Annotated in this window: 20 protein-coding genes and 1 pseudogene; 8 read left to right on the forward strand and 13 right to left on the reverse strand. The window is 63.7% G+C overall.

What is annotated here, in order from left to right; genetic code table 11:
- Positions 1–366 precede the first annotated feature (366 nt).
- Entirely contained in the window at positions 367–1,452 is a 1,086-nt protein-coding gene (locus J2S96_RS05505; protein WP_306861292.1) for a Gfo/Idh/MocA family protein, read from the reverse strand.
- Between the two features lie 222 nt (positions 1,453–1,674).
- Here J2S96_RS05505 and J2S96_RS05510 point away from each other — a divergent pair, with 222 nt between their 5' ends.
- Positions 1,675–2,133, forward strand: coding sequence for an Lrp/AsnC family transcriptional regulator (locus J2S96_RS05510; protein ID WP_306861294.1), 459 nt, complete (start codon positions 1,675–1,677; stop codon positions 2,131–2,133).
- Between the two features lie 222 nt (positions 2,134–2,355).
- On the opposite strand, the pseudogene J2S96_RS05515 reads toward J2S96_RS05510, so the two are convergent.
- Together J2S96_RS05515 and J2S96_RS05520 are read right to left on the reverse strand one after the other, a co-directional pair.
- Positions 2,356–3,687: pseudogene (locus tag J2S96_RS05515) on the reverse strand (HNH endonuclease); the annotation flags it as partial.
- A gap of 282 nt (positions 3,688–3,969) precedes the next feature.
- Positions 3,970–4,425, reverse strand: a complete 456-nt coding sequence (locus J2S96_RS05520; RefSeq protein ID WP_306860725.1) for an Lrp/AsnC family transcriptional regulator — start codon at positions 4,423–4,425, stop codon at positions 3,970–3,972.
- Between the two features lie 103 nt (positions 4,426–4,528).
- Between J2S96_RS05520 and J2S96_RS05525 the strand changes: the two genes are divergently transcribed.
- The gene (locus J2S96_RS05525; RefSeq protein ID WP_306860727.1) at positions 4,529–5,164 is read left to right on the forward strand and encodes a LysE family translocator; all 636 of its coding nucleotides are present in this window, start codon (positions 4,529–4,531) and stop codon (positions 5,162–5,164) included.
- A gap of 42 nt (positions 5,165–5,206) precedes the next feature.
- Here J2S96_RS05525 and J2S96_RS05530 read toward each other — a convergent pair whose 3' ends face one another.
- The gene (locus tag J2S96_RS05530) at positions 5,207–6,181 is read right to left on the reverse strand and encodes a hypothetical protein (RefSeq protein WP_306860729.1); all 975 of its coding nucleotides are present in this window, start codon (positions 6,179–6,181) and stop codon (positions 5,207–5,209) included.
- Between the two features lie 222 nt (positions 6,182–6,403).
- On the opposite strand from J2S96_RS05530, the gene J2S96_RS05535 reads away from it, so the two are divergent.
- Positions 6,404–6,874 (forward strand): DUF4383 domain-containing protein, encoded by a 471-nt coding sequence (locus J2S96_RS05535; RefSeq protein WP_306860731.1) that lies wholly within the window; start codon positions 6,404–6,406, stop codon positions 6,872–6,874.
- 84 nt (positions 6,875–6,958) lie between these two features.
- Here the strand turns inward: J2S96_RS05535 and J2S96_RS05540 are convergent, their stop codons facing one another.
- The gene (locus tag J2S96_RS05540) at positions 6,959–7,633 is read right to left on the reverse strand and encodes a response regulator (protein ID WP_306860733.1); all 675 of its coding nucleotides are present in this window, start codon (positions 7,631–7,633) and stop codon (positions 6,959–6,961) included.
- On the reverse strand, positions 7,626–9,026 hold the full coding sequence (locus tag J2S96_RS05545) for a sensor histidine kinase (RefSeq protein WP_306860735.1): 1,401 nt from the start codon (positions 9,024–9,026) through the stop codon (positions 7,626–7,628). The genes J2S96_RS05540 and J2S96_RS05545 overlap by 8 nt, the downstream gene beginning before the upstream one ends.
- A gap of 203 nt (positions 9,027–9,229) precedes the next feature.
- Between J2S96_RS05545 and J2S96_RS05550 the strand changes: the two genes are divergently transcribed.
- On the forward strand, positions 9,230–9,394 hold the full coding sequence (locus J2S96_RS05550; protein ID WP_306860736.1) for a hypothetical protein: 165 nt from the start codon (positions 9,230–9,232) through the stop codon (positions 9,392–9,394).
- A 9-nt stretch (positions 9,395–9,403) separates the two neighbouring features.
- Here J2S96_RS05550 and J2S96_RS05555 read toward each other — a convergent pair whose 3' ends face one another.
- The 3 genes from J2S96_RS05555 to J2S96_RS05565 all read right to left on the reverse strand — a co-directional run bounded on the left by J2S96_RS05555 (position 9,404) and on the right by J2S96_RS05565 (position 12,901).
- On the reverse strand, positions 9,404–10,597 hold the full coding sequence (locus tag J2S96_RS05555; protein ID WP_306860738.1) for an NAD(P)-dependent malic enzyme: 1,194 nt from the start codon (positions 10,595–10,597) through the stop codon (positions 9,404–9,406).
- Positions 10,598–10,837: 240 nt separating this feature from the next.
- A complete protein-coding gene (locus tag J2S96_RS05560; protein ID WP_306860740.1) occupies positions 10,838–11,440 on the reverse strand; it encodes a TetR/AcrR family transcriptional regulator in 603 nt (200 codons plus the stop codon).
- A gap of 123 nt (positions 11,441–11,563) precedes the next feature.
- The gene (locus J2S96_RS05565; RefSeq protein ID WP_306860742.1) at positions 11,564–12,901 is read right to left on the reverse strand and encodes an MFS transporter; all 1,338 of its coding nucleotides are present in this window, start codon (positions 12,899–12,901) and stop codon (positions 11,564–11,566) included.
- A gap of 179 nt (positions 12,902–13,080) precedes the next feature.
- Here J2S96_RS05565 and rraA point away from each other — a divergent pair, with 179 nt between their 5' ends.
- From rraA to J2S96_RS05580, 3 genes are all read left to right on the forward strand, one after another.
- Positions 13,081–13,563, forward strand: a complete 483-nt coding sequence (rraA, locus tag J2S96_RS05570) for a ribonuclease E activity regulator RraA (RefSeq protein WP_306860744.1) — start codon at positions 13,081–13,083, stop codon at positions 13,561–13,563.
- Between the two features lie 107 nt (positions 13,564–13,670).
- Positions 13,671–15,323 carry an MDR family MFS transporter gene (locus tag J2S96_RS05575; RefSeq protein ID WP_306860746.1) on the forward strand — a complete coding sequence of 551 codons (1,653 nt, stop codon included), beginning with the start codon at positions 13,671–13,673 and terminating at the stop codon, positions 15,321–15,323.
- Positions 15,324–15,589: 266 nt separating this feature from the next.
- On the forward strand, positions 15,590–17,053 hold the full coding sequence (locus J2S96_RS05580; protein ID WP_306860748.1) for a sugar porter family MFS transporter: 1,464 nt from the start codon (positions 15,590–15,592) through the stop codon (positions 17,051–17,053).
- Positions 17,054–17,181: 128 nt separating this feature from the next.
- On the opposite strand, the gene J2S96_RS05585 is transcribed toward J2S96_RS05580, so the two are convergent.
- Both J2S96_RS05585 and J2S96_RS05590 read right to left on the reverse strand, forming a co-directional pair.
- The gene (locus tag J2S96_RS05585; protein ID WP_306860750.1) at positions 17,182–18,408 is read right to left on the reverse strand and encodes an MFS transporter; all 1,227 of its coding nucleotides are present in this window, start codon (positions 18,406–18,408) and stop codon (positions 17,182–17,184) included.
- An 11-nt stretch (positions 18,409–18,419) separates the two neighbouring features.
- Positions 18,420–18,878, reverse strand: coding sequence for a MarR family winged helix-turn-helix transcriptional regulator (locus J2S96_RS05590; protein ID WP_306860752.1), 459 nt, complete (start codon positions 18,876–18,878; stop codon positions 18,420–18,422).
- Between the two features lie 187 nt (positions 18,879–19,065).
- On the opposite strand from J2S96_RS05590, the gene J2S96_RS05595 reads away from it, so the two are divergent.
- On the forward strand, positions 19,066–20,538 hold the full coding sequence (locus tag J2S96_RS05595) for an amino acid permease (RefSeq protein ID WP_306860753.1): 1,473 nt from the start codon (positions 19,066–19,068) through the stop codon (positions 20,536–20,538).
- A 170-nt stretch (positions 20,539–20,708) separates the two neighbouring features.
- Here the strand turns inward: J2S96_RS05595 and J2S96_RS05600 are convergent, their stop codons facing one another.
- Both J2S96_RS05600 and J2S96_RS05605 read right to left on the reverse strand, forming a co-directional pair.
- Complete coding sequence (locus J2S96_RS05600; protein WP_306860755.1) at positions 20,709–21,857, reverse strand: mannitol-1-phosphate 5-dehydrogenase; 1,149 nt, start codon at positions 21,855–21,857, stop codon at positions 20,709–20,711.
- Positions 21,857–23,884: a PTS mannitol transporter subunit IICBA gene (locus J2S96_RS05605; protein ID WP_306860757.1), complete on the reverse strand. Its 2,028-nt coding sequence runs from the start codon at positions 23,882–23,884 to the stop codon at positions 21,857–21,859. Before J2S96_RS05605 ends, J2S96_RS05600 begins: the two co-directional genes overlap by 1 nt.
- Positions 23,885–23,943 lie beyond the last annotated feature (59 nt).

Consider the following 23,943-nt stretch of genomic DNA (forward strand, 5'->3'; position numbering starts at 1 on the left):
GCAACGCGTTCGGTGGCTCAGGGGCTCTTATGGTGATGCCGGCCGCCCTCAATGGCGACGCCGGCGGGTGCGGAAAGACAATGCTGTGAACAAGAGTCATTCAGCGGCTGCGTCCTTGCGGGACGGTGTTTCGGGGTGCCGGGTGGTGTGCCGGAGGGTCCCTAGCCTGCGGGTCCGGCGGTAGCCTTTCCCCTTGTTGCCACCATTTCAACAGGAACCCTGCAGTTGGCGCAACGGACGCAATGGTCACTGGTCAATCTGACTAATTTCCCGTCAGAAGATGGACAGCGAATGGTCACTTTGCCGATTGGACCCCGGGAGGAGTCCTTGCTGCGGGCGCAACTCAGCCGGAGCCGGCCCTGGGCGTCACCTGGCGGGCGTTAGAACTCTTGCCGCCAACTGCGCCTTCACACTGATTTCTGCTGCTTTGAGGGCGTGCTCCTGCGTCATGGCGTTTTCCGTGCGGTCCAGGCAGTCGCGGACAAAAGCCCCGAAAAACGGGTAGCCCACGCGGCCGGTTGCATTGATGTGCTGTTCGCCCTCGTGGTTGACCAGGAACACGTGGCCGCCGCCCTCGTCGGTGCCGATGTTGATGTACTTCCGGAGTTCGATGTAGCCGTCCGTGCCGAGAATGATGGTTCGGCCATCGCCCCACGTGCGCAGGCCATCGGGCGTGAACCAGTCGACCCGCACGAACCCGGTGGTGCCGTTGTCCATCACGATTTGAGCATTCCCAAAGTCCTCGAACTCCGGGTGCTCTGGATGCGCATAATTTGCTACGGAGGCGCTGACAACGTCCGCGTGTGAAGCCCCGGTGAAATAGAGCATCTGTTCGAAGTTGTGGCTACCAATGTCGCAGAGAATGCCGCCGAACTTTTCGCGTTCGTAGAACCAGTCCGGACGCGTATCCAAGCCGCCGATGCGGTGTGGTCCGAGGCCGATTACTTCAAGCACCTTGCCGATGGCGCCGCGCTCAATTAATTGTCCGGCCAGAACCGCGGCCTCAACGTGAATCCGTTCAGAGTAATACACCGCATACTTGCGGCCGGTGCGGGCACAAGCCGCACGGACGGCCTCAAGTTGTTCGAGGGTGGTCAGTGGCGTTTTGTCGGTGAAATAGTCTTTGCCGGCGGCCATCACCCGGAGACCCAGATCCGCCCGTTCGGAGGGTACCGCCGCACCGGCCACCAACCGCACCTCGGGATCCGCGAGCACCTCCGCTTCGCTGGAAGCAGCCCTGACTTGGGGAAACTTTTGCCGGAAGGCCTCAACCTTGGATTGATCGGGGTCAAAGACCCATTTGAGCGTGGCCCCGGCGCCGATCAACCCCTCGCTCATTCCGTAGATGTGGCCGTGGTCCAGACACACCGCCGCGAACACGAATTCGCCTGGCCCGACTACCGGCTGCGGCATAGGAGCAGGTGCATAATTCGCGCCTTCTGATGCAGTCATCACTACCCTCTCTTAGTCGTTGAACGTGCCCGCGGATGCGTGACCCGCTTCTCGTAGAAGTGCGGGTCGCGTTGGACAAGCGTTCCAGCGCGATAGTAGCCCTCGCCGGCGGAAAGCGGCAGGGTCACTCAGGCCGCCCGGCAGCAATTGTGCGGAAGAATGGGGACTGGCTGGTCATTTTGACCAGCCGATCTTCGACGACTAGGCAGAAGGCGGGCCGTCATGCAGGAATTGGACTCAACGGACAAGCGGATCCTTGCCGCGCTTGACGACGATCCCCGGGTTCCGATCATGGTTCTCGCCCAGCGCTTGGGCTTGGCACGCGGAACGGTCCAGTCGCGCCTGGAGCGCATGTCGGCGTCGGGCGCTTTGCGTCCGAACAGCAGCCGGGTACTGCCTTCGGCGCTGGGCCGGGGCGTTGCGGCCGCAGTGAGCGCGGAGTTGGATCAAAGTCGGCTGAACGAAGCGATCGCCGCCTTGCGCGACATTCCCGAAGTGCTCGAATGCCACGCACCGGCCGGCGATACCGACCTCATCATCCGCGTGGTCGCCGCGAGCCCGGACGACCTGTACAGGGTGTCCGAAGAGATCCGGCTCTGTCCGGGCATCGTGCGGACCTCCACCAGCATGTTCCTGCGCGAAGTCATTCCGTACAGGACGACGGGGTTGCTGCGGGCCTGATTTTGGCGCGGCACTGATTTTGGCGGGGCACGCGTGCCGAATGCGCCGTAAGGCAGGAACAGCAGACGCGCCTAGGCAGACTCGCGCAAGTCCGGATGGTGCTCCCAGTACTTCCGGTGGCTCCAGTATGTACAGGTCCACGGTTTCCGGTGCCCGTCCGCCGGGCGGGTCTCCGTTCAGGGGTGCGCCTAGTGTTCCTAGTGTTCCGGGTGTTCCGGGTGTTCCGGGTAGGGGTGGGGCTGTGGAGCGGTAGTTGTGTCCGGTGGGGGTGTGGATTTCCAGGACGTTCCGTGTGCCAGTACCGGACTTTGTTGTCCAGCCGGGGAGTTCTTTGGTGTGGTTGCAGGCTTCGCACAGGCCGGCGCCGTTGTCCAGGCTGGTGGTGCCGCCTTGGTGCCAAGGGATGATGTGGTCGTAGTGCCTGATGGGCGCGTCGCAGTACGGGGTGCGGCAGGTATCGTCGCGGGCCTGGATGAAACGCCGCATCCCGGGCGGGAAGAACCGCGCCCTTGAGTCCGCGGCGAGGAGTTCCCCGGTTCCGGGGGCGGTGAAGAGGCGCCGGAGCCAGACCTTGAACTCCTGCTCCTCTGGCTCGGGCTGGCCGGGGTCGGCGGGCCTGTTTCCGGCCAGGAGGTTCCTGGCCCAGGCGGCGGGGACGGTCCCGTACCCGGTAAGCCGGGCCGGTTCGCTGTCTGCCTGGATGAGGGTGCGGTCGGTCATGACGAGTTGGATCTCGACCCCGGTGATTCCTGCCGGGGTGCCGGTGATGCGTTCGACCAGGGCATCGGCCATGACCTGGCCCCGGGACCGGGCGTCCCCGGTGGTGGCGCGGAGGGTGTCGGCGTGCCGGGACAGGGCCGCGTGCACCGCCACCCCCTGCGCGACGGGAAGCAGGGCGGTCAGGTAGGTCATGGTGTCCGGTGCCGGGCGCAGGCTCACGCACCGCTCCGTCGCCGCACGGGCCGCCCGGTCCGCGACCTGGCGCGGGTCCCGCCGGTACGCGGCCGCCCGTGCCGCGGCGGTGATGGTTTTGTCCCCGGCGCCGTCGAAGGTTCCGGTGTCGGCGGCGAGCTCTTCATCCACCGCGCACCGGTCTTCGGCGGACAGGCAGGCTGTTTCCTTCACCAGCAACGTCGCGCGCCATTCGTTGAGCCGGCCGTTGTCGAGGGCGGTAAGGGTGTGCGGCATTTCGGTGACGAGTGCCTTGGCGAGTCCGAGTAGCCTCGATCCGCAGGACGGGGATTCCCGCCGTGCCAAGGCGATCTGCGCCGCCACCCCGCGGCCGCGCTCTTCCGCCGGGACACCCGCCGCCGCGTCCGCGCCGCGCTGGGCTGCGTCGAATGCCACCGCGATCCTCGCCTGCGCAGCCGCGGCCGCGGACTTCAAATCCTCCAAGCCCCTCAACTGGTCGATCAGCTCGGCACCCGATTCAGCATCCGCGAGCGGATCCGCGCCGCCGTCTTTGTTGCCGTCGGTGCCGGGCCGGATCGCGTTCACGGCGGCAATCAGCTCCGACACACGAACGATCCGGCTCCCCGGCCTCCGGCCATCCATGGTCCTGCCGCCCAAGACATCAGCGCCCGGTACTGCAGCACCCCGGACTGCAGCATCCAGGCCAGCGCCGCCCGAAGGCGCGCCCGTCCCGATCCGCTCAGTTCCCTGATTGCCGTCCATAGAGAAACTCTCCCAGGGACCCCCGACAATATAAGCCCAACGAACCCGCACCCACGAAAAAAACCGCCGGACTTTTCCACACCCGCAAGGGTCGCCCTCCGGCCGGACAGCAGAATCAGGCAATGACTTCCAACGCCCCACCCCTCCGAATGACGCCCGAGCCTAGACCGGCGGTCCCGCGTTCGACTTCAGGTTCTTCATCACCAACGTCGAGTTGAGGCGCTCGACGGCGGGAAGCGCTGAGAGCTGGTCGTCATAGAAGCGCTGGTAGGCCGGGAGATCGGCGGCAATCACGCGGAGGAGGTAGTCCGGCGAGCCGAAGAGCCGCTGGGCCTCGACGATGTTCGGAATTGCCGCCACGCGGTCTTCGAACTCCGACATCGTGGCGCGGTCAGCCTGACGCAGCGTCACGAAGACTATCGCCTCGAATCCCAGGCCAATCGCACCCGGATCGATGTCTGCCCTGTACCCCCGAATGACCCCGGAGGCCTCGAGATCCCGCAGTCTTCGATGGCACGGCGCCACGGTCAGTCCCACCTTCGAGGCCAGCGCAGTGGCGGTCATTCGGCCATCCTCTTTGAGGTAGCGCAAAATAGTTCTATCAATACCGTCAATCACGCAAATATTTTACCCGCATCTCGGCAGGTCTGGCTAAAAACGGGAACACTTATGGGTCGATTTTCCTTAAAGTTCATGGTGTAACCGCCAGCCAGGAGCAACCATGAATCCCCAGCTTTTTGTCGCCTTCGTCATTGTCGCTGTCACCTTGGCGTGCACCCCGGGAGTCGATTGGGCGTATTCGATTGCCGCAGGCCTGCGGCAGCGCAGCTTCGTTCCCGCCGTGGCCGGGCTGTGCAGCGGCTATGTACTGCACACGGCCCTCCTGGTGGCCGGACTCGCAGCCCTCTTGACGGGCGTTCCGGGGCTTCTCGGCTGGCTCACGATCGCCGGCGCAGCCTATTTGCTCTGGCTCGGCGTGAGCACCATGCGCTCATGGCGAGGCGCACGCTTCAGTGCGGATGACGCCGTCGGGCAGTCCCGAAACCAATTGCGCACCTTCCTGCAAGGAATGGGCACAAGCGGCATCAACCCCAAAGGGCTGCTGTTCTTCCTCGCGCTCGTGCCGCAATTCGTGAGCCCGGAGGCGTCGTTGCCGGTGCCTGTGCAGTCCGGTGTACTGGGCCTCACGTTCGTTTTGTTCGCGGGCATCATTTACACGGCCGTGGCATTGGCCTCGCGGAAGCTGCTGCAGTCCCGGCCTTCCGCCGCGCGTGCGGTGACCCTTGCAAGCGGCATCATTATGGTGGCACTCGGCGCCGTCCTGCTCGGCGAGCAGTTGCTTCCGCTTCTCCGCTGAAGCGCCCGCGAACTTGCGGCCCTGCCCTGGCCGCCGGGCTCGTTAGTGGTCCGGTTCGCCGAAGTCCTTGTTCCACATCCGGCGCACCTCGACATCCTTGCGGATGCCATCGACGGCCTCAAGCTCAGTTTCCTTGGACTTGCCGGACTTCCGGCGCACGGCCGCCCGGGGAATCGGCGGCCGCGGGGTGCGCCGCCGCCTGACCTCAAGCATCGAGAGTGCCCGGTCCGTGAGCGCGTCGTTGCGCAAGGCGAGGCTGGTCTTCTTCCTCCGAAGCACCTCCGCGATTGCGGCCTGCGCCGCTTCCCGCTCCCCCAACGCCCGGAGCGACTGTGCCCGAATCAGCAACAACGCCGCCGAGAGGTCGTCCGTGTTGCGGAGCCCCTCAGTCCAGGCGACGACGCCGGCGTGCCGCTCGAGCGCTGCCGCAGCGGTGCAGCGCGCCAAGGCAGTGGGCAACGACGGCGGCAAACTGGCCAGGATGTCCAGCGCCTCCGCGGTCTGGCCCGTCTCCCGGAAGCAATGCGAGAGGGCAAGGAACACGGCTTCCTCGCTGAACAGGACGGGAACGTCAATCCGCTCCGCTACCTCGACCCGCGTGACCACCCTCCGAAGGTAACTTGCGGAAAACTGGCTGGCGGCGTCGTCGATTCGTATGGACAAGCCCCGCTGCAGCAGTTCCGCCGCCCGGAGATACCCGCCGTGCTTGTACACAAGCAGTCCGGCAATCACGTAGCAGAGGCCGGCCCAGCCGGGGTAGGTTCGCGCCAGGTTGATGAGCCGGTCCGGTTCCGTGCTGGTGAAGACGGCGTCGTACACCGATTTGGCCGTCTTGCCTGCCAGCCGTCGGATCCTGGGAGGGTCCCCGGCCACGTCGATCCTGCCAGCTGCCCTTCCTTTCAGGACACCCGCAATGGCACCGCTCAAGCCTTCAGCCAGCCCACTCGCGGATGTGCGGACATGTCCGTTCCGGAACGGCGTGATGTCCCTCGTGTCCCCAAAGATCGCTCCGCGCATTCCCGGAGCTGACGGCTCACTCAAGGGTGCCCTGCCGTCGCAGGAAAGGCGTCGCAGAATTGGGCATCACAAGAACCATGCTAGCCGCGCTTGCCCCTGGTTCTCCCCTCTATTTCCCGGGTTTTCGGGAGTAAGATAACCTCGTCGGCAGGGTTCCGACTCCTTGCCGCGATGCGACCCTCCATTTGAAGGGCCGGATGAATATCGTGATCGGGAGGAGCTATGACTACTGCTTCACACCCCGCGCAGCACCACGCGATGGGGCTGACGCTCCACAACACAGCACTCGTTTTGGGCTGGGTTTTCCTTGCTGTTGGCGTCCTGGGATTCATCCCGGGTATCACCAGCAATTACGGCGCCATGGCCTTCGCAGGGCACGACTCGGGCGCAATGCTACTTGGAATTTTCCAGGTATCCATCCTGCATAACATTGTCCATCTGCTTTTCGGCGCGGCAGGCCTGTACTTCGCGAGGACAGGAAGGATGGCGCGCGGTTACCTCATCGGTGGCGGCGCAATCTACCTCGTCCTTTGGATCTACGGTCTCATCACCATGTCGAACATGGGCGCTGACTTTGTGCCCATGAACGCTGCGGACGACTGGCTGCACCTGGTTCTCGGTGTCGTCATGGTTGGCCTTGGCGTGTGGCTTGGACGCGACGCAAGGGAGGAGTCGAAGGGCCGCGCCATGTAGCGCACCCTGACACTTGCAGCACTCTGCAGTTCCACGACGGCGACCGCCCCTTTACGGGCGGCCGCCGCCTTAGCGTCCTTGGGCCTAGCCGAGGAGCCTGCGTTCGTAGGCGAACGCCACCAACTGAAGCCTTGTGCGCAGCCCGAGCTTGCTGAGCACACTGCGCAGGTGGGATTTCACTGTGGCCTCGGAGACAAACAGGCTCTGCGCCATCTCGGCGTTACCCAAGCCTTTGGCCGCCAGCAGGAACACGTCCCGCTCACGTGGAGACAACTCGTCCAACACGGCGAGGTCCGGCCCGGCCACCGGCACCGTCCTAGCCGCGTGCTGGAAGAGTTCGTGAACGGAACCGGGTGCGATCACCGAGTATCCCGAATACACGGTACGGATGGCGGCCAGCAGGAATTCCGGCTCGGCGCTCTTGAGCAGGTAGCCATTGGCGCCCGCCTGCACGGCTTCAACAACCGCTTGGTCCCTGTTGAAGGTGGTGAGGGCAATGATCTTGGGTCGGTCCACGCCGACCGCATCGGCTTCATCTGTTATGCGCCGCGTGGCCTCGACTCCGTCCAACACAGGCATCCGAAGATCCATCAGCATGACGTCCGGCCACTGCTTGGCCGCGAGCGCCACGGCTTGTTCGCCGTCGTCGGCCTCCCAGGCCATGTCCATGTCCGGCTGGCTCTGCACCAGCATGCGGATGCCGGAGCGGAATAAAGGCTGGTCGTCAACGAGGGCAACCGTGATGGGCGTTTCAGCCACGTCCGGCACTTGCCTGCTCAGGGACCGACGACGGCGACGCGCCCTTGAGAGCCAATGCCGGCTCCCGCTCCGCTTCCTTTCCGGGCGGAACGGCCTCCCGCTCCGAGCCGCCTTCCGGCAGGAGTGGTGCCGGGCGTGAGCCATAAGGGATGAAGACCGTCACACGAAACTGCTCGCCATCTGGCCCGGAGCTGAGCCAGCCACCCGCAAGGTGCGCCCGCTCGCGCATTCCGGGAATGCCGCGCCCCACGCGCTCGGCGGCACCGCCGTCGTGCGTGTCCCCAATCGAAACGGATGGCGGCAATTCCGAGGCAACGTGCATGGTCAGCCCTGGCCCGCTCCAGTCGAAGTGAAGACGCACAGCGGTGCCGCGTCCGCCGTGTTTGAGAGCGTTTGTGAGGCATTCCTGGACAATCCGGAATACTGCGAGTTGCTGACCCGCGCCAAGCTCGACCGGGGTTCCGGTTTCGCTCTGCTCGATTTTGAGGCTTCCCTGACGCATCCGCTCGAGCAAAGGCCCGACGTCGGTGAGCCGAGGCTGCGGGGCTACCAGACCGTCGTCGCGGACTCCCTCGATCACGCGCTGAGCGTCCACTAATGCGTGGCGTGCCGATACCGCGATGTTCTGCAACGCGTCGAGCACCGCCTTGGGTTGGTCTTGGCTGAGATAGCGGGTGCCGTCGGCTTGCGCGGCGATCACAGCGAGCGAGTGCGCCAAGACGTCGTGGAGGTCACGGGCGATCCTAGTGCGCTCCTGCTCGACGACCAGCTCGACCTCGGTTTCCTTGAGGTTTGCTTGGACAAGGACCTTGGCCTTGAAGAGGTTTCGGCGTTCTTCATAAAGGCGCAGAGCGATCCCGACGGCAGCGCAGCTTGCAGCGATGAGGAGAAGAAGTGAGAAGAGTTGCCAGCCGTAGTTGGCCAACGCGTACCGGTCCCCCATGAACAACTGTCTAAACCATCCAATGCCGCCTCCGTATCGCCATGAAAGCATGATGAACGTCATCACACCCGCAAAAACGAAGTTGCTCCCGGCGACAACATATGGCAGACGACCTCGCGCAGTCCACATGGAGAACCCCAAGCCAACGAAGGATCCCAAATAGATGGGCCAATCATCGGAATACGGTTGCGGGATAAAGTACACCAACTGCCCCGTCAGCAGGACGGCCGTGAATCCCAGAGACAGGACGGGCCGCCACGCCGAGACAGCAATGGCGAATGTGGTCAAGATTAGTATCGCGAACCTCGGCAGGATAAACGTCCATGTTTCGGACCAATGGGCAATCCACGGAGCCATTCTTCCCGCTTCCGCCACGCACCACAGCGCGAAGAAAATGACGGCCGCCGCTGGGGCGCCCCATTGCCGTGCAACTTTCAGTGTCTGTTCCATGTCAGCCACCCTATCCACGGCCGGGGACACGTCGACGCCGATTCTGCCCTTCAGCGTCCGATCTCCACCCCGAAGCCAGCAGATTCATCCTCGGAGCCAACGCGAGACATGAACGAGCGTCCGCGAAACGCCGACAGACCTGAGCGAGCGTCCGCCGAAACGCCGACAGACCTGAGCGGGCGTCCGCCGAAAGAGTGCCAAAGGTGACCGAGGGTTTGTCGGAACCAACGCTCGCTCACATAGCCCGGCCAAAACCCCAACGCTCGCTCACCATCGCTGGCATTGGTCCTGCCAAGAACGGCGGAACAAAGAACGACGGCGACCCTCCCCAGCACGGGAGCGTCGCCGTCGTCGGCTATTCGGTCTGAACGCGCGGACTACTCGGCCGCAGCGGCAACCGCCGCCGTGACGGCAGGAGCGACTCGGGGATCGAGTGGGCTGGGCACGATGTAATCGGCGGAGAGTTCACCCTCGGCCAGCGCGGCGATGGCGCGGGCCGCGGCGATCTTCATCGCCGGGGTGATGCGGCGCGCACCGGCGTCCAGTGCCCCACGGAAGATCCCGGGAAAGGCGAGGACGTTGTTGATCTGGTTCGGGAAATCGCTCCGGCCGGTGGCCACGACGGCCGCATACTTGACGGCGACCTCGGGCAGGACTTCCGGGTCCGGGTTGGACAGGGCGAACACGATCGAATCCTCGTTCATGAGCTTCAAGTGCTCCTCGGCCAGCTTTGACGAGGAAACGCCGATGAACACGTCTGCGCCTTGCAGCGCCTCTGCGGGGCCGCCGGAAAGGGCGCGGGGGTTGGTGCGCTGGGCGAACCGGGCCTTGACGCTGCCAGAGTCGGCCACCAAGTCGGAGCGTTCGGCGTTGATAATGCCCTTGGAATCCAAAAGGACGACGTCCTTGACCCCCGCAGTCAGCAGGATTTCGGAGACAGCAATGCCTGCGGCACCCGCACCGGAGACCACGACTTTCAGTCCCTCCAGTTCACGGCCGGTCACCTTCGCGGCGTTCGTCAAGGCTGCGAGAACCACGACGGCGGTACCGTGCTGGTCATCGTGCATCACGGGGCAGTCCAGCGCTTCAATGAGACGTTCTTCGAGTTCGAAGCAGCGGGGCGCGGAGATGTCCTCGAGGTTCACTGCTCCGAAGCTCGGACGCAAACGGACAAGGGTCTCGATGATTTCGTCCACGTTGGTCGTGTTGAGGACCAACGGGATGGAATCGAGATCGCCGAACGCCTTGAACAGCGCCGACTTTCCTTCCATGACAGGCAGGGAGGCGCTGGGTCCGATGTCACCCAAGCCAAGGACCGCAGTGCCGTCGCTGACGACCACCACGAGGCGCTCGGCCCACGTGTGCGTGCGTGCAAGCTCAGGGTTGGCGTGGATCGCGCGGCTCACCTCGGCGACCCCGGGGGTGTAAGCGATGGAAAGGTCCCGCTTGTCCACAAGCGGCACGGTGCTGGAAACCGAAAGCTTGCCGCCTTCGTGGGCGGTGAAGATTTCCTCTTCGCTCAGCACCAGGGCAGTCAGGTTCTGTTCAGGGGTGATGGTCTCGACGGACACGTCGTTGTCTCCTCAGGCTAGCCGTGAACCCACGGCACAATTCGGGCAGGTATTGAGGCTTCGGTGCCGGACCAAGGGTGTCTGGTCCGGGCGGTGAGGCTCCTGCGGATATGGGCTGCTAGCCGCTTGGGTCCTGTCTTGTTAGACAGTGGCCTGATAGGAAGACTAGAGACATCCAGCCATAAACTCATACTTTTGCTCGTATTGGTCTAGACCAATTACGTGGACTTTTAAGGAAAGCTACGCGTCCGCAATCAAATTGCAGGCGTTCTTGAGGTCTTTCTCCGCGTCGAAAAGTGAGATCCGGCGGCAGTTGACGGACTGGACCAGACCACTTATGACGTGGAGCAGAATCCGGGCCCTGCCGGAGTCGCCGATCGCCGCGGCCACCATGTCGGCGGAGAGCGCCTCGATGTCGCGCAAGAGTACGGGGATGTCACCATCGCGGGTGTCCCACGTGCGGGACAGGCAGTGTTCGACGGCGGGTTGCATGACCCGCATGTGGAAGATCTCCATCCCGAGACCGGTGAGTTCCTGGTGGCTGCACCGCGAAGATGCCGGCTTGGAGTCGTTGAGTTCCCGGAGTTGCTGCCGGTACACCGCAAGCATCAGGTGGACCGTGGACGGGAAATAGCGGTAGAGCGTCCCAAGGGGAACGTGGGCCCTGGTGGAGACGTCCGAAAGGCTCACGGTATCGAACTGCCGCTGGGCGAATCCCGCGGCAGTCTTCAGTATCCGGGCGTAGCGCAATAGCTGTCTCGGCGTGGTGGGAGCAGCCGCCATTTGGGGCAACCCCGCGGCCAGATCCAGCGAATACGGTTCCAAGGAGTTCGGTTCGGACATTTCCGGCGTTCTGTTGGTTTGGGCTTCGTTCTGGGAGATTGCGCGGCCCCCCCAAAGACCGAGCGCGTCCTGACAATGATACGGCAGCAACTTGTCAGTTCCCTGAGAGCCGATTCCCGGAGGCTACTGGACGCCCTTGATCTTCACCACGAATACCGCTCCCAGCAAGCCAGTGACAGCGGCGGCCACATACAGCGAGACGTAGCCGCCCCAGAACGCCACAAAAGGGTACGCAATAAGGGGCGCGATCACTTGCGGCAAAGAGTTGGCGACGTTGATAACCCCCAGGTCCCTCCCCCGGTCAAGCGCCGTGGGGAGCACTTGGGTAATAAGGGCAAAGTCGACCGCAAGGTACGCGCCGAAGCCGATGCCGAGCACCACCGCGCCCGCGATGCCCCCGGTCCATGTGGGTTCGAACGCGAGGATCAAAGCGGCTATCGAAATGACGACGGAGGAAGCAATGACCAACGGCTTGCGTTTGCCCATGCGGTCGCTGATGGCACCGCCAACCACGCTGGTGACGATGACCATAACGGCATAGAGGCCTGTGAGGATGAGGACCCCGAGCTCAGGCTTGATGCCCTGCGATTCCTCGAGATGCACGGCGTCCTTGAGGAAGAAGAGCAAGTACAACGTGACCATATGGTTGCCGACATTGACCAGGAACCTTGTCAACCAGGCCCACGCGAAGTCCGGGTATTTGACCGGCGAGATCCAGAATCCCTTGACGAATGTCCACAGCTTGAACGATGGTCGGCTCTCCGCGGGGAGGGGCGCATCGTCGTTCTTGAAAAGATAGAGCACGACGCCGGCCAGCAGCGCAGCCGCGCACACAATGTAGCCGAGGCCGAAGTTTCCCGAAACGACGGAAGCTATCACCGCGCCCGTGAGGATACCTACGGTCTGGCCCATGGCCGCAAGGCCGCCGACAGCGCCGCGTTGAGGCACTGGTACCCGATCCGGAACGGCCGCCGTGATGGCCGCATACGCCCCATTACAACCGGCTTGGACAAGGCACCACAGAATCGTCATGGCGGCCACATTGGGGGCTCCTGCCAGGGCAAGCAATGCCGCGGTGGCCAGGATCGCGCCGAAAATCACCCATGGAACGCGTCGTCCAAGGCGGGACGTAGTACGGTCGCTGAACGCGCCGAAGAGGGGATTCGCGACCATCGACACCGCGGCGCCGCACCCGGTAACAAGCGCAAGGATGGCTTCCTTCTGGCCTTCGTCAAAGTGGATGGCCTGCTGTCCCAGCAAAACCTGGATGGGACCGAAGAACGCGGCGTTGATGCCCACATTGACGAGCACCACTCCGGTGACCCAAAGCGCACGGACACGCTCCACGGGCTCGGCGAGCGCCGTCGTCGGGCCGTCTTGTGTTCCTAGGGGAGCCTGCGGCCCGGGAGAATCCGTCACCGGCCTTTCAGGCAATGAGCCGGGCACCTCGGACAGGCTCATGACCGTACTTCCCTCATGAAGGTGCTCCCCTAGCGTCTGGTCGTATGGATTCAGCCTAGCGCCGAGGGAGCCAGCTCGGCTGTCATGAAGGCGCGCATGTGGACAACTGCCCCGTCCGGACCCGCCGAGGCAAGTCCGCACGGGTTAGGGTAGCTCCAACGGACCGAGGAGGATCAACGATGAACAGCCCAGCGAACCCCGTCAACACCGCCGATCTCTACGACGAGCGCGCCGAGGATGTTGAGTCGATATCACTGCAGTTCCAGGATCTTGGCGGCGCCTCGCACTTCAACGGCCCTGTTCGCACCATCAAATGCTTTGAGGACAACGCCTTGGTGAAGGCCATTCTGGCAACACCCGGCGAAGGCGCCGTGCTGGTGGTGGACGGTTACGGCTCGCTGCGCACAGCCCTCATGGGGGACATGATCGCCGAGAGCGCCGTCGCGAACGGCTGGGCCGGCGTCGTGATCAATGGGGCCATTCGCGATCGCGTGGCGATCGCGAAGCTGCCTTTGGGGGTCAAGGCCCTCGGGAGCAATCCCAAGAAAAGCTCCAAAGTAGGCCGCGGCGAAGTGGACATCCCGCTGGTGATTGACGGGGTGCACATCGAACCCGGCAACCTGATCTACTGCGACCCCGACGGGATTCTCGTCGAGCGGTGACATTTTTCTCTTCCATCGGGTAAGACAGGGAATACAGGAGCCAGTAGGATAGTTACTGAAAGCAACTATCCTGCTTAGTCCCCTTTTCATCCACCCTTGGAGAAGCAATGTCCAACGCCACGCCTGCGCGGGCCGCCGGAGAGGTCCTGACACACCGTCAGACGCTCACCGTCATGGTGGGCCTCATGCTCGGCATGTTCCTGTCCTCGCTGGACCAGACCATTGTGTCCACGTCCATTTACACCATCGCCAACGACCTCGACGGCCTGTCCCTGCAGGCATGGGCGACTACCGCCTACCTCATCACCTCCACGGTGAGCACCCCGCTGTACGGCAAGCTCAGCGACATCTTCGGCCGCCGCCCGCTGTACCTGGCCGCGATCCTGATCTTCCTCGCCGGCTCGCTCTACGCCGGCTCGGTGCACTCCATGACCGAGCTCGCCATCGCCCGCGGCATCCAGGGTATGGGCGCCGGCGGACTGCTGGCCCTTGCACTGACCATCATCGGCGACATCGTTGCCCTGAAGGATCGCGCCAAGTACCAGGGCTACTTCATGTCCGTGTTCGGTGTTTCCTCGGTCCTTGGACCCGTGATCGGCGGCGCTTTCGCCGGCTCCCCGAACATCCTTGGCTTCGACGGCTGGCGCTGGGTCTTCTTCATCAACCTGCCCATCGGCCTTGCCGCACTGGCCGTGGTGTTCCTCTACCTGCACCTGCCCGCGAAGCACGTCAAGCAGAAAATCGACTACTGGGGCGCAGGAGCCATCACGCTGGCAATCGTTCCTTTGCTGCTCGTGGCCGAACAAGGCCGCAGCTGGGGTTGGACCTCCGTCAACGCGTGGATCTGCTACGCGCTTGGCTTCATTGGCATCGTCGCGTTCCTGCTGGTTGAGCGGCGTGCCGGCGACTACGCGCTGATCCCCCTGCGGCTCTTCAGGAACATCACCTTCGGCTTGTCCTCCCTGTTGAACTTCATCATCGGTATCGGCATGTTCGGTGCCATCGCGATGCTCCCGATGTACCTGCAGCTCGTCAAGGGCCTGACCCCCACCGAAGCCGGCCTCATGATGATCACTTTCACCGTGGGCATCCTCTTCGGTTCCATTACAGCGGGGCGGACCATCTCGTCGTCGGGCGTTTTCCGGATCTTCCCGATCCTCGGCACGGCCATCCTGACCGCCGCCGCCATCGTCATGGGCCTTTCCCTCGGAGTGGACACCGGACTTTGGGTTCCCGGCCTGATCGCCGTGTTCTTCGGCATGGGCCTGGGCTTCTGCATGCAGCCGCTCACTTTGGCCATGCAGGTCTCGGTCCCGTCGAAGGACATGGGTGTGGGCACGTCCACCGCGGCGTTCTTCCGTTCCATGGGCGGCGCGGTGGGAACCGCGGTGTTCATCTCCATGCTCTTCAGCCTGGCCGCTGACAAGATCGCCTCGGGCATGAAGGACGCCATGGGCAGCGCCGACTACCTCAAGGTGCTCAAGGATCCTGCGGTCGCCGCGGATCCGGCCAACGCCAAGCTGTACGACTTCTTCAAGCACGGCGCCACGAACGATTCGCTGAACGACACGAGCTGGCTGCACCACGCCAACCCGGTGCTCACACGGCCCATCCTTGAAGGCTTCGCTCAGTCGATCGACACCGTGATGCTGACCGCTGCGGCACTCACCGGCCTCGCGTTCCTCATCACCTTCGCTTTGCCGAACAAGAAACTCACGGACCCGAAGGCTGCTGCGAAAGAAGCCGTCTCCGCGCACTAAGCGCACTCATTCGTCGAACCGCGTCACGGCAGGCAGTCTTTTGGACTGCCTGCCGTTCTCGTTTCCGGTATTCGTGCGGCGGAGTGCCCGACGCCGGCGCAAAAGTCTGCGTGGCGTGACGCTTGCGGCGTGGCTGGCGCGCTGATTGGAAGTCACGCTGGCGGCGTGCCACACTGTGTAGCGCGACTGCACCGGCGTCCCCGTCGGAACAAGCTGCCGAAGACGACCGCGCCGCATGATCCACTACATTTCCGCAAGGGAGAGCCATGTCCGATTCCAGCTCCGACACCCGCTCGGGCGTCCCACGCAAAGTAATCGGCCTGGCCGTTGCCGGGGCGGTGGGCGGATTCCTCTTCGGCTTCGACTCCTCCGTGGTCAACGGCGCCGTGGATGCGATGAAGGACGAATTCGTGCTGAGCGAGGCCGTCACGGGCTTCGCGGTGGCGGTCGCGTTGCTCGGCTGCGCGGCAGGGGCCTACCTGGCGGGCAAGGTCGCGGACCGTTACGGCCGCATCCCCGCAATGAAGCTCGGCGCCGCACTGTTCCTGGTCAGCTCCATCGGGACGGGCCTGGCTTTCGGCATCTGGGACCTGGTTTTCTGGCGGCTGGTGGGCGGACTGGGAATCGGCCTCGCATCGGTGATCGCTCCGGCCTACATCTCCGAGATCTCGCCGCGCCAGGTCCGTGGCAGGCTCGCGTCACTCCAGCAATTGGCGATCACCACAGGCATCTTCGCGGCCTTGCTCTCCGACGCCCTCCTCGCGACGTCCGCAGGCGGCGCCCACCACGCGTTGTGGCTCGGAATTGAGGCCTGGCGCTGGATGTTCATCGCGTGCGCCGTCCCCGCCGCGGTATACGGCCTGATCTCCTTCCGCCTCCCCGAATCTCCGCGCTTCCTTGTCCTCAACGGCAAGGAAGACACAGCGCGCACGATCTTCGACACCTTGATGCCCGGCGACGACACCGAACGCCACATCCGCGAAATCCGCGACTCAATCAAGGAAGACGAACTCTCCACCACGAAGGGCTCGCTCCGCGGCAAGGCATTTGGCCTGCAGCCGGTGGTGTGGATCGGCATCATCCTGTCGGTGTTGCAGCAATTCGTGGGCATCAACGTGATCTTCTACTACTCCACCACCCTGTGGAAGGCGGTCGGTTTCCACGAGCAAGACTCCTTGGCCATCTCAGTGGGAACATCGATCACCAACATCCTCGTCACGCTCGTGGCCATCGCCCTCGTGGACCGCATCGGCCGCCGGCCCATCCTGCTGGCCGGTTCCATCGGTATGGCGGTGTCCCTCGGTGCCATGGCCCTGGCGTTTTCTTCCGCGACCGGAACGGGTTCCGCCGTGTCCTTGGCCGGCGCCTGGGGTCCGGTGGCCCTGGTGGCAGCCAACGTTTTTGTGGTCAGCTTCGGCGCTTCGTGGGGACCATTGGTGTGGGTACTCCTGGGCGAGATCTTCCCCTCGCGCATCCGGGCCCGCGCGCTCGGCCTGGCCGCCGCGGCCCAGTGGATCGCCAACTTCGCCATCACCCTGAGCTTCCCGATCATGGCGGCCGGTTCGCTGCCGCTGACTTACGGCATGTACGCACTGTTCGCGGCGGCGTCGTTCTTCTTTGTCATGTTCAAGGTGCCCGAAACCAACGGCATGTCCCTCGAACAGGCCGAGACCTTGTTCGTCCCGAAGGGGCACATTCCCGCGGAGCTCGTGGTTACGGATCCGAAGTAATCCCCGCCGCCACCCTCGCCTCGCAAGTCCCCACCGGCTCCCGGCCTTCGCAAGCTCAGGCCGGGGCCCTCGCCGGGTGGGGCCCCACGGCCAGGGAACCCTGGCGGCGTGGGCCCAGCCTCGCCCTCCTACACGAGGTGCGGTTCGTGCGACTTCAGGTAGCGGCGGCCGCCGGCGGCAACGAGGATCGCCAACCCGAGGGCAACGGCGGCGGCGAAGAACGGAACCTGCGGGCCGAAGTGCTCCCCCAGCTGTGCCGCGGCAAACGGAGCCAGCGCGCCACCCATCCACCGCACGAAGTTGTAGCCGGCCGACGCCACGGGACGCGGCGAATCGGAGACTTCCATTGCCAGTTCGGTGTAGAGCGTGTTGTTGATACCCAGCAGGGCGCCAGCCACAACGACAAGTACGACGACGGTCGCAACCGAGTGCCCCGCGGCAAGTCCCAGCCCCACGAGGTCCAGCAAAAGGGCCGCCAGAGTGCCGACCAGGACGTTAGTGGTGCCGAAGCGACGCTGCAGCACGGGTGCCACGAAGACCGAGAACACGGCCACGGCCACGCCCCAACCGAAAAACACGGAGCCTATACCGTAGGCGTCCATCCCCAGGATGAACGGGGTGAAGGCCAGGACCGTGAAGAAGCCGTAGTTGTAGAACAGGGCGCTGGCGGCAGTAGTGCGAAGGCCCTTGTGGCCCAAGGCCAGGAGCGGGTCGCGCAAACGGTTCTTCGTGGCCGGAGTCGGGGTCTTGGGCAACAGGGCAAGCAACGCGATGAAGGAAACGGCCATGAGGACCGCGGTGCCGAAGAACGGGGCGCGCCACTGCCAGCCGCCGAGGAGCGCGCCGAGCAACGGGCCGAGCGAAATGCCCAGGCCAAGCGCGGCTTCATACAGGATGATCGCTGTTCCGGTTCCGCCGCTCGCGACGCCGACAATCACGGCAAGCGCGGTGGCCACGAAGAGGGCGTTGCCAAGTCCCCAACCAGCGCGGAAACCGACCAGCTCACCCACGCTTCCGGACATGCCTGACAGCGAGGCAAACACGACGATCAGCGCGAGGCCGATCATAAGCGTCTTTTTGCCGCCGATCCGCGAAGAGACGAAGCCGGTCACAAGCATCGCGACGGCGGTAATCAGGAAGTAGCTCGTGAAGAGCAGGGACACCTGGCTGGGGCTCGCTTGGAGGTTCTTGGCGATGGCGGGCAGGATCGGGTCCACCAGACCGATTCCCATGAAGGCGAAGACGGCGGCAATCGCCGTGGCCCACACAGCTTTCGGCTGTTTGAGGAGCGAGGCTTTCTCGGCCTCGAGGGTTTCTTCCGCTGGCTGCAGTTGGTCTGCGAGCTGGCCTTTCATGGACTGCTCTCCTAATTCCTGGCTTGGTTCTGCAATGAGTTGTTGATCTTGTCGAACACCGGAAGCGCGGCCGCCACGGCATCCCGCTCCGCCTGGCTCAGCGTTCCAAGGATCCCGGCAATGTATTCGTTGCGGCGGCGGTCGGCGTTTTCGACGGCGACGCGTCCTTCCGGGGTTGCCACGACGCGAACGGCACGGGAGTCGTCCGGATCGGCTTCGCGCTGGAGGAGGCCCGCGCGTTCGAGTTTGATGATCTGTTCCGTAGCGCTGGGGACCTTGACCCCAAGGTTCCGGGCGATACCTCCGACGCGGGCATCGCCGTCGAGCGCCATCTTGAGCGCCCCAAGCTGTGCCGCGCTGAGCGGCTCCTCGGAATCGAGGCGGCGCATCACATAGACACTCTGGCGCAGGGCTTCCCGGAAGGATTGGGCGAGCGCGAGGAGCGCGTCATCGGCTTGGTTGGTGTTCATATTTAGGTATCCTAACAGTTAGGCAACCTAAATATCAAGCTTGAACGAACGGCGATCTGCTTTTGAGATCCTTCATGAATTCTGGCTGAAACGTTCAATCACAATTTCCTGAATGGTTCGAGTTAGTTTGGACTAGCAGATTTGTTAGCCACGTCACCATGCGGCGAATCACCCGAAGGATGCAAAAATGTCTGACCAGACGATAACGGGGCAACGCACTGCCTCGAGCAAGGACAGCGAGCCGCACCTGGCTCGCTCACTGAGCAACCGCCACATCCAGTTGCTCGCCATCGGCGGCGCCATCGGCACAGGCCTGTTCATGGGCTCCGGAAAAACGATCTCCGTCGCAGGGCCGTCCGTGATCTTCGTTTACATGATCATCGGCTTCATGCTGTTCTTCGTCATGCGGGCCATGGGCCAGCTCCTACTGTCCAACCTGAACTACAAGTCCTTCAGCGACTTCGCCGGCGACCTCCTTGGTCCATGGGCGGGCTTCTTCACCGGTTGGACCTACTGGTTCTGCTGGGTAGTGACCGGGGTGGCCGATGTCATCGCCATCGCAGGCTACGCCACTGAGCTCTGGCCAGGGGTGCCGCTCTGGATTCCGGGCCTGGCGACCATCGCCATCCTCCTTGCGCTGAACCTCCCCACAGTGAAGGCCTTCGGCGAGACCGAGTTCTGGTTCGCCCTCATCAAGATCATCGCAATCGCCGCTTTGATCATCGTGGGCATCGTGATGATCTCCACCGGATTCACGTCGGACGCCGGAGCCGCGAGCTTTACAAACCTCTGGAGCCACGGGGGCTTCTTCCCCAAGGAATTCATGGGCTTCGTTGCCGGCTTCCAGATCGCCGTCTTCGCCTTCGTGGGGATCGAACTGGTGGGCACCGCCGCGGCCGAGACCAAGAACCCGGAGCACAACCTGCCCCGCGCCATCAACGCCATCCCGGTCCGCGTCATGCTGTTCTACGTCGGCGCACTCATCATCCTGATGTCGGTCATTCCCTGGACGGAGTTCAAGGCCGGGCACAGTCCGTTCATCGCCATGTTCTCCCTGGCCGGCCTGGGCATCGCGGCCACCGTGGTGAACCTCGTGGTCCTGACCTCCGCCATGTCCTCGGCCAACTCCGGTATCTACTCGACGTCGCGCATGGTGTTTGGCCTGGCGAACGACGGCGATGCCCCCAAGTTGTTCAGCCGCCTTTCCAGCCGGAAGGTCCCGCAGAACGCGCTGTTCCTCTCCTGCGTGCTGCTACTTGGCGGCGTCGCACTTCTCTACGCAGGCAAGGACATCGGAGCCGCCTTCGACATGGTCACTACCGTGTCCGCGGTCTGCTTCATGTTCGTCTGGTCCATCATTCTGGCCAGCTACCTCGTCTTCCGGAAGCGCCGGCCCCACCTGCACGAAGCGTCGACCTTCAAGATGCCCGGCGGCATTGTGATGGTGTGGGTGGTCTTCGCCTTCTTCGGTTTCCTGGTCTGGGCACTGACCACGCAACCGGACACCCTCACAGCCCTGCTCGTGACGCCCATCTGGTTCGCCGTCCTCGCCGCGGCCTACGCCGTGGTCCGGAAATCACCGTTGCACCAGGCCCGTGTGACCGAGTGGAAAGCCATGGCCGAAACCGAAACGAACGCCGTCGACGTCGCCGCCCGCTAAAACGCCGGCTCACCTATGGGCTATCGCAACGTGACGCTCGCTCAGCTACAGCGGCGAAAACCGAAACCCTTCTTCATGATGTGAAGAAGGGTTTCGGTTTTGGCCGTCAGATCTGCGCGAGGATCGGCTGAAAGTGCCCCAAAAGTGAGCGAGCGTCTGGAGCCGGAGAACTAAACCTCGGCTTGGCGGGCTTCGATCAGCTTCAGCACCTGCGGGAACAAGGGGTGCGACGGCGGCAGGTCCGTGATGCGCTCAACAGCCCCGGCGGCGTCCATCTCGGAGAGTACCCGGGCGAGTTCCACGGCTTCGTCGTCGGCACCGTCATCGAAGCGAAGGGCGGCGGCCATCGCATCGAGCAAGGCAACGGGAGTGACTCCACGCTCGGCCAGTTCTGCGGCGGGGCCGATGAACCGTTCATGCCGGCCTAACTTCCGGAGCGGAGCACGGCCTACCCGGTTCACCGTGTCCGGCAGGTACGGATTGGTGAAGCGGGACAGGATCTTCTGCACGTATGCTTCCTGCTCAGCTTCGTCGAAGTCGTGCTTGGCGACGAGAAGCTGCTTGGTTTCCTCCAGCACCGCGCGCACCCGGGCCGCAACCGAGGGGTCAGCCATCGCATCGGAGATCTTCTCCAAGCCGGCGGCATAGCCGAAATACGCCGCGGAGGCGTGTCCGGTGTTGACCGTGAACAGCTTCCGTTCGATATACGGACCCAGCTCGTCCACGAAGGTCGCGCCCGGGATCACCGGCGCGTTCCCCGCGAACGGCGTGCGGTCGATGACCCACTCGTAAAAGGTCTCCACGGTGACGTCCAGGCCTTGGCCCGGCGCCTGGTTGGGGACAATCCTGTCCACCGCGGTATTCGCAAACACAGCGGCAGAGGAAAGGTCATCCGAGGCACCGTCCCAAGCGGCTTCCACTTCGGATCGCAGGAGGTCCGTGGCGTTGATCGCGTTCTCGCAGGCCATGACCTGGAGCGGAGCCAACGACGGTGAGCGTTCGGCGATGCCTCGCGCGATCACCGGTGCCACGAACTTGAGGATGTGCGGCCCCACCGCCGTGGTGACGAGGTCCGCCGTCGCGATTTCCTCGACGACGGCGGCCTCTTCGGTGCCCGAATTCAGGGCCCGGAAACCGGACACGGTCTTGACCGCCGCGTTTTCGCCGACCTCGTGGACCTCGTAGGAGGACGCTGCGGCGAGCTGGCTGATCAAGGCATCCGCGACATCGGCGAAGACCACCTCATATCCGGCCTCGTGCAGCAGCAGGCCGACGAATCCCCGTCCGATGTTCCCTGCCCCGAAATGGACTGCCTTCACTATGCGTTGACCTTTCCGAACATATCCAACACTTCCTCCACCGAGGTTGCTTGCTCAAGCTTGGCTACCTGCGCCTTGTCCGTGAAGATCTTCGCGATGGAGGACAGGATGTGGAGATGCTCGTTGTTGATGCCGGCGACGCCGACGACGAACTTGACCTGCTTGCCGCCCCAGTCGATGCCCTGGGGGTAGCGGACGATCGATACAGCGGAGTGCCGGATGTGGTCCTTGGCAGCGTTGGTTCCGTGCGGGATGGCCAGGAAGCTGCCCATGTAGGTGGACACGGATTCCTCGCGCTCATGCATGGCGTGGATGTAGCCCATGTCCACGGAACCGCGGTCCAGCAGGAGCTTTCCGGCCTCATCGATGGCGGAGTCGCGGTCGGTTGCCGTGCCGCTGAGGATCACGCTTTCGGGGAGCAGGACTTCCTTGCCCCCGGCGGCGGTAGGCGCGGTGGACTGCCCGACGGCGGAACCCGCTGCGGTACCGGAAGCGGCGGCTGCGGCGGAAGCGTCTACCGCACCGGCCGCCGTCGTGCCTTCACCGGGACCTTCGTTGCTGCTCTTCACGAGGTCGACGATTTCGTCATAGCGCGGGCTGTTCATGAAGTTGTCAACGGAGACGTGCACCGCGCTGGAGGTGACCGGCCGGGCGCGTTCTGTCAGGTCCTGGTGTGTAACCACGACGTCGTACGTGTCGCTCAGGTTGGCGATGGACGCGTTGGTCACCTTCACCTGGGGGAAGCCGGCCGCCTTGATCTTGTTGCGCAAGACCGTGGCGCCCATGGCACTGGAGCCCATTCCGGCGTCGCATGCGAACACGATGTTCTGGATGGGCTTGGTCAGGACGGCAGTGCCGCCTGAGCCCACCAGGGCCGAAGCTACGGAGCTCTTCTTGCCCTTCATTTCCTCCATCTTGGAGGTGGCTTCGCTAAGGTCGACCTCGTCGCTGTGGTGCGTGGTCCGCAGAATCAATGACGAGACGAGGAACGAGACCGTCGCCGCCAGGATGACCGACAGGATAACGCCCACATAGCTGTCGCGGGATGTCTGGGCAATGACGGCGAAGATGGATCCCGGGGCTGCGGGAGCCACGAGGCCGGAGTTGGTGATTGCAAGGGTCGCGATGCCCGTCATGCCACCAGCCATGGTCCCGAGGATCAACAGCGGACGCATGAGGACATACGGGAAGTAGATCTCGTGGATCCCGCCGAGGAACTGGATGATGAAAGCGCCCGGCGCCGACGCCTTCGCCGCCCCGCGTCCGAAGAACATGTAAGCGAGGAGAAGTCCGGCACCCGGACCGGGGTTGGCTTCAAGCAGGAACAGGATCGACTTGCCCTGCTCCAGCGATTGCTGGATGCCGAGCGGGGTCAGTACGCCGTGGTTGATGGCGTTGTTCAGGAACAGAACCTTCGCGGGTTCGATGAAAATGCTGGTGAGCGGAAGGAGCCCGTTGTGCACCAGGAACTGGACGAAGTTGCCTGCAGCCGTGCTGAAGGACTGCACCACTGGCGAAATGCCGAAGAATCCGAACAGGGCCAAAATGGCGCCCCAAATGCCAGCGGAGAAGTTGTTCACCAGCATTTCGAAGCCCGCGCGGATCTTGCCCTCCCAGATGGAGTCGATCTTCTTCATGGTCCAGCCACCGAGGGGGCCCATGATCATGGCGCCGATGAACATCGGAATGCCGGCACCGACAATCACGCCCATGGTACCGATCGCCCCGACGACGCCACCCCGCGCACCATACACGTTCCGGCCACCGGTGTAGGCGATCAGGAGCGGCAGCAGGTAGGTGATCATGGGGCCGACGAGGCCCACGTTAGGCGTGCCCGCAGCGTCGTTGCCGAAGCCCCCGAGCACGGGGACGGGCAGCCAACCGGTCTTGATGAACAGGGCGGTGATGATGCCCCATGCAATAAAGGCCCCGATGTTGGGCATGATCATGCCTGAGAGGAACGTTCCGAACTTTTGGACACCAACGCGCACGCTGGTGCGCTGTTTCGCAACTGACGCTGTTGCCATTGTGTGAATTCCTAACGTGAGTCCCGCATCAGTGCGGGATCAGTCGATATATACCTCAA

Source organism: Arthrobacter bambusae, from assembly GCF_030812595.1.
Taxonomy (GTDB): Bacteria; Actinomycetota; Actinomycetes; order Actinomycetales; family Micrococcaceae; genus Arthrobacter; species Arthrobacter bambusae_B.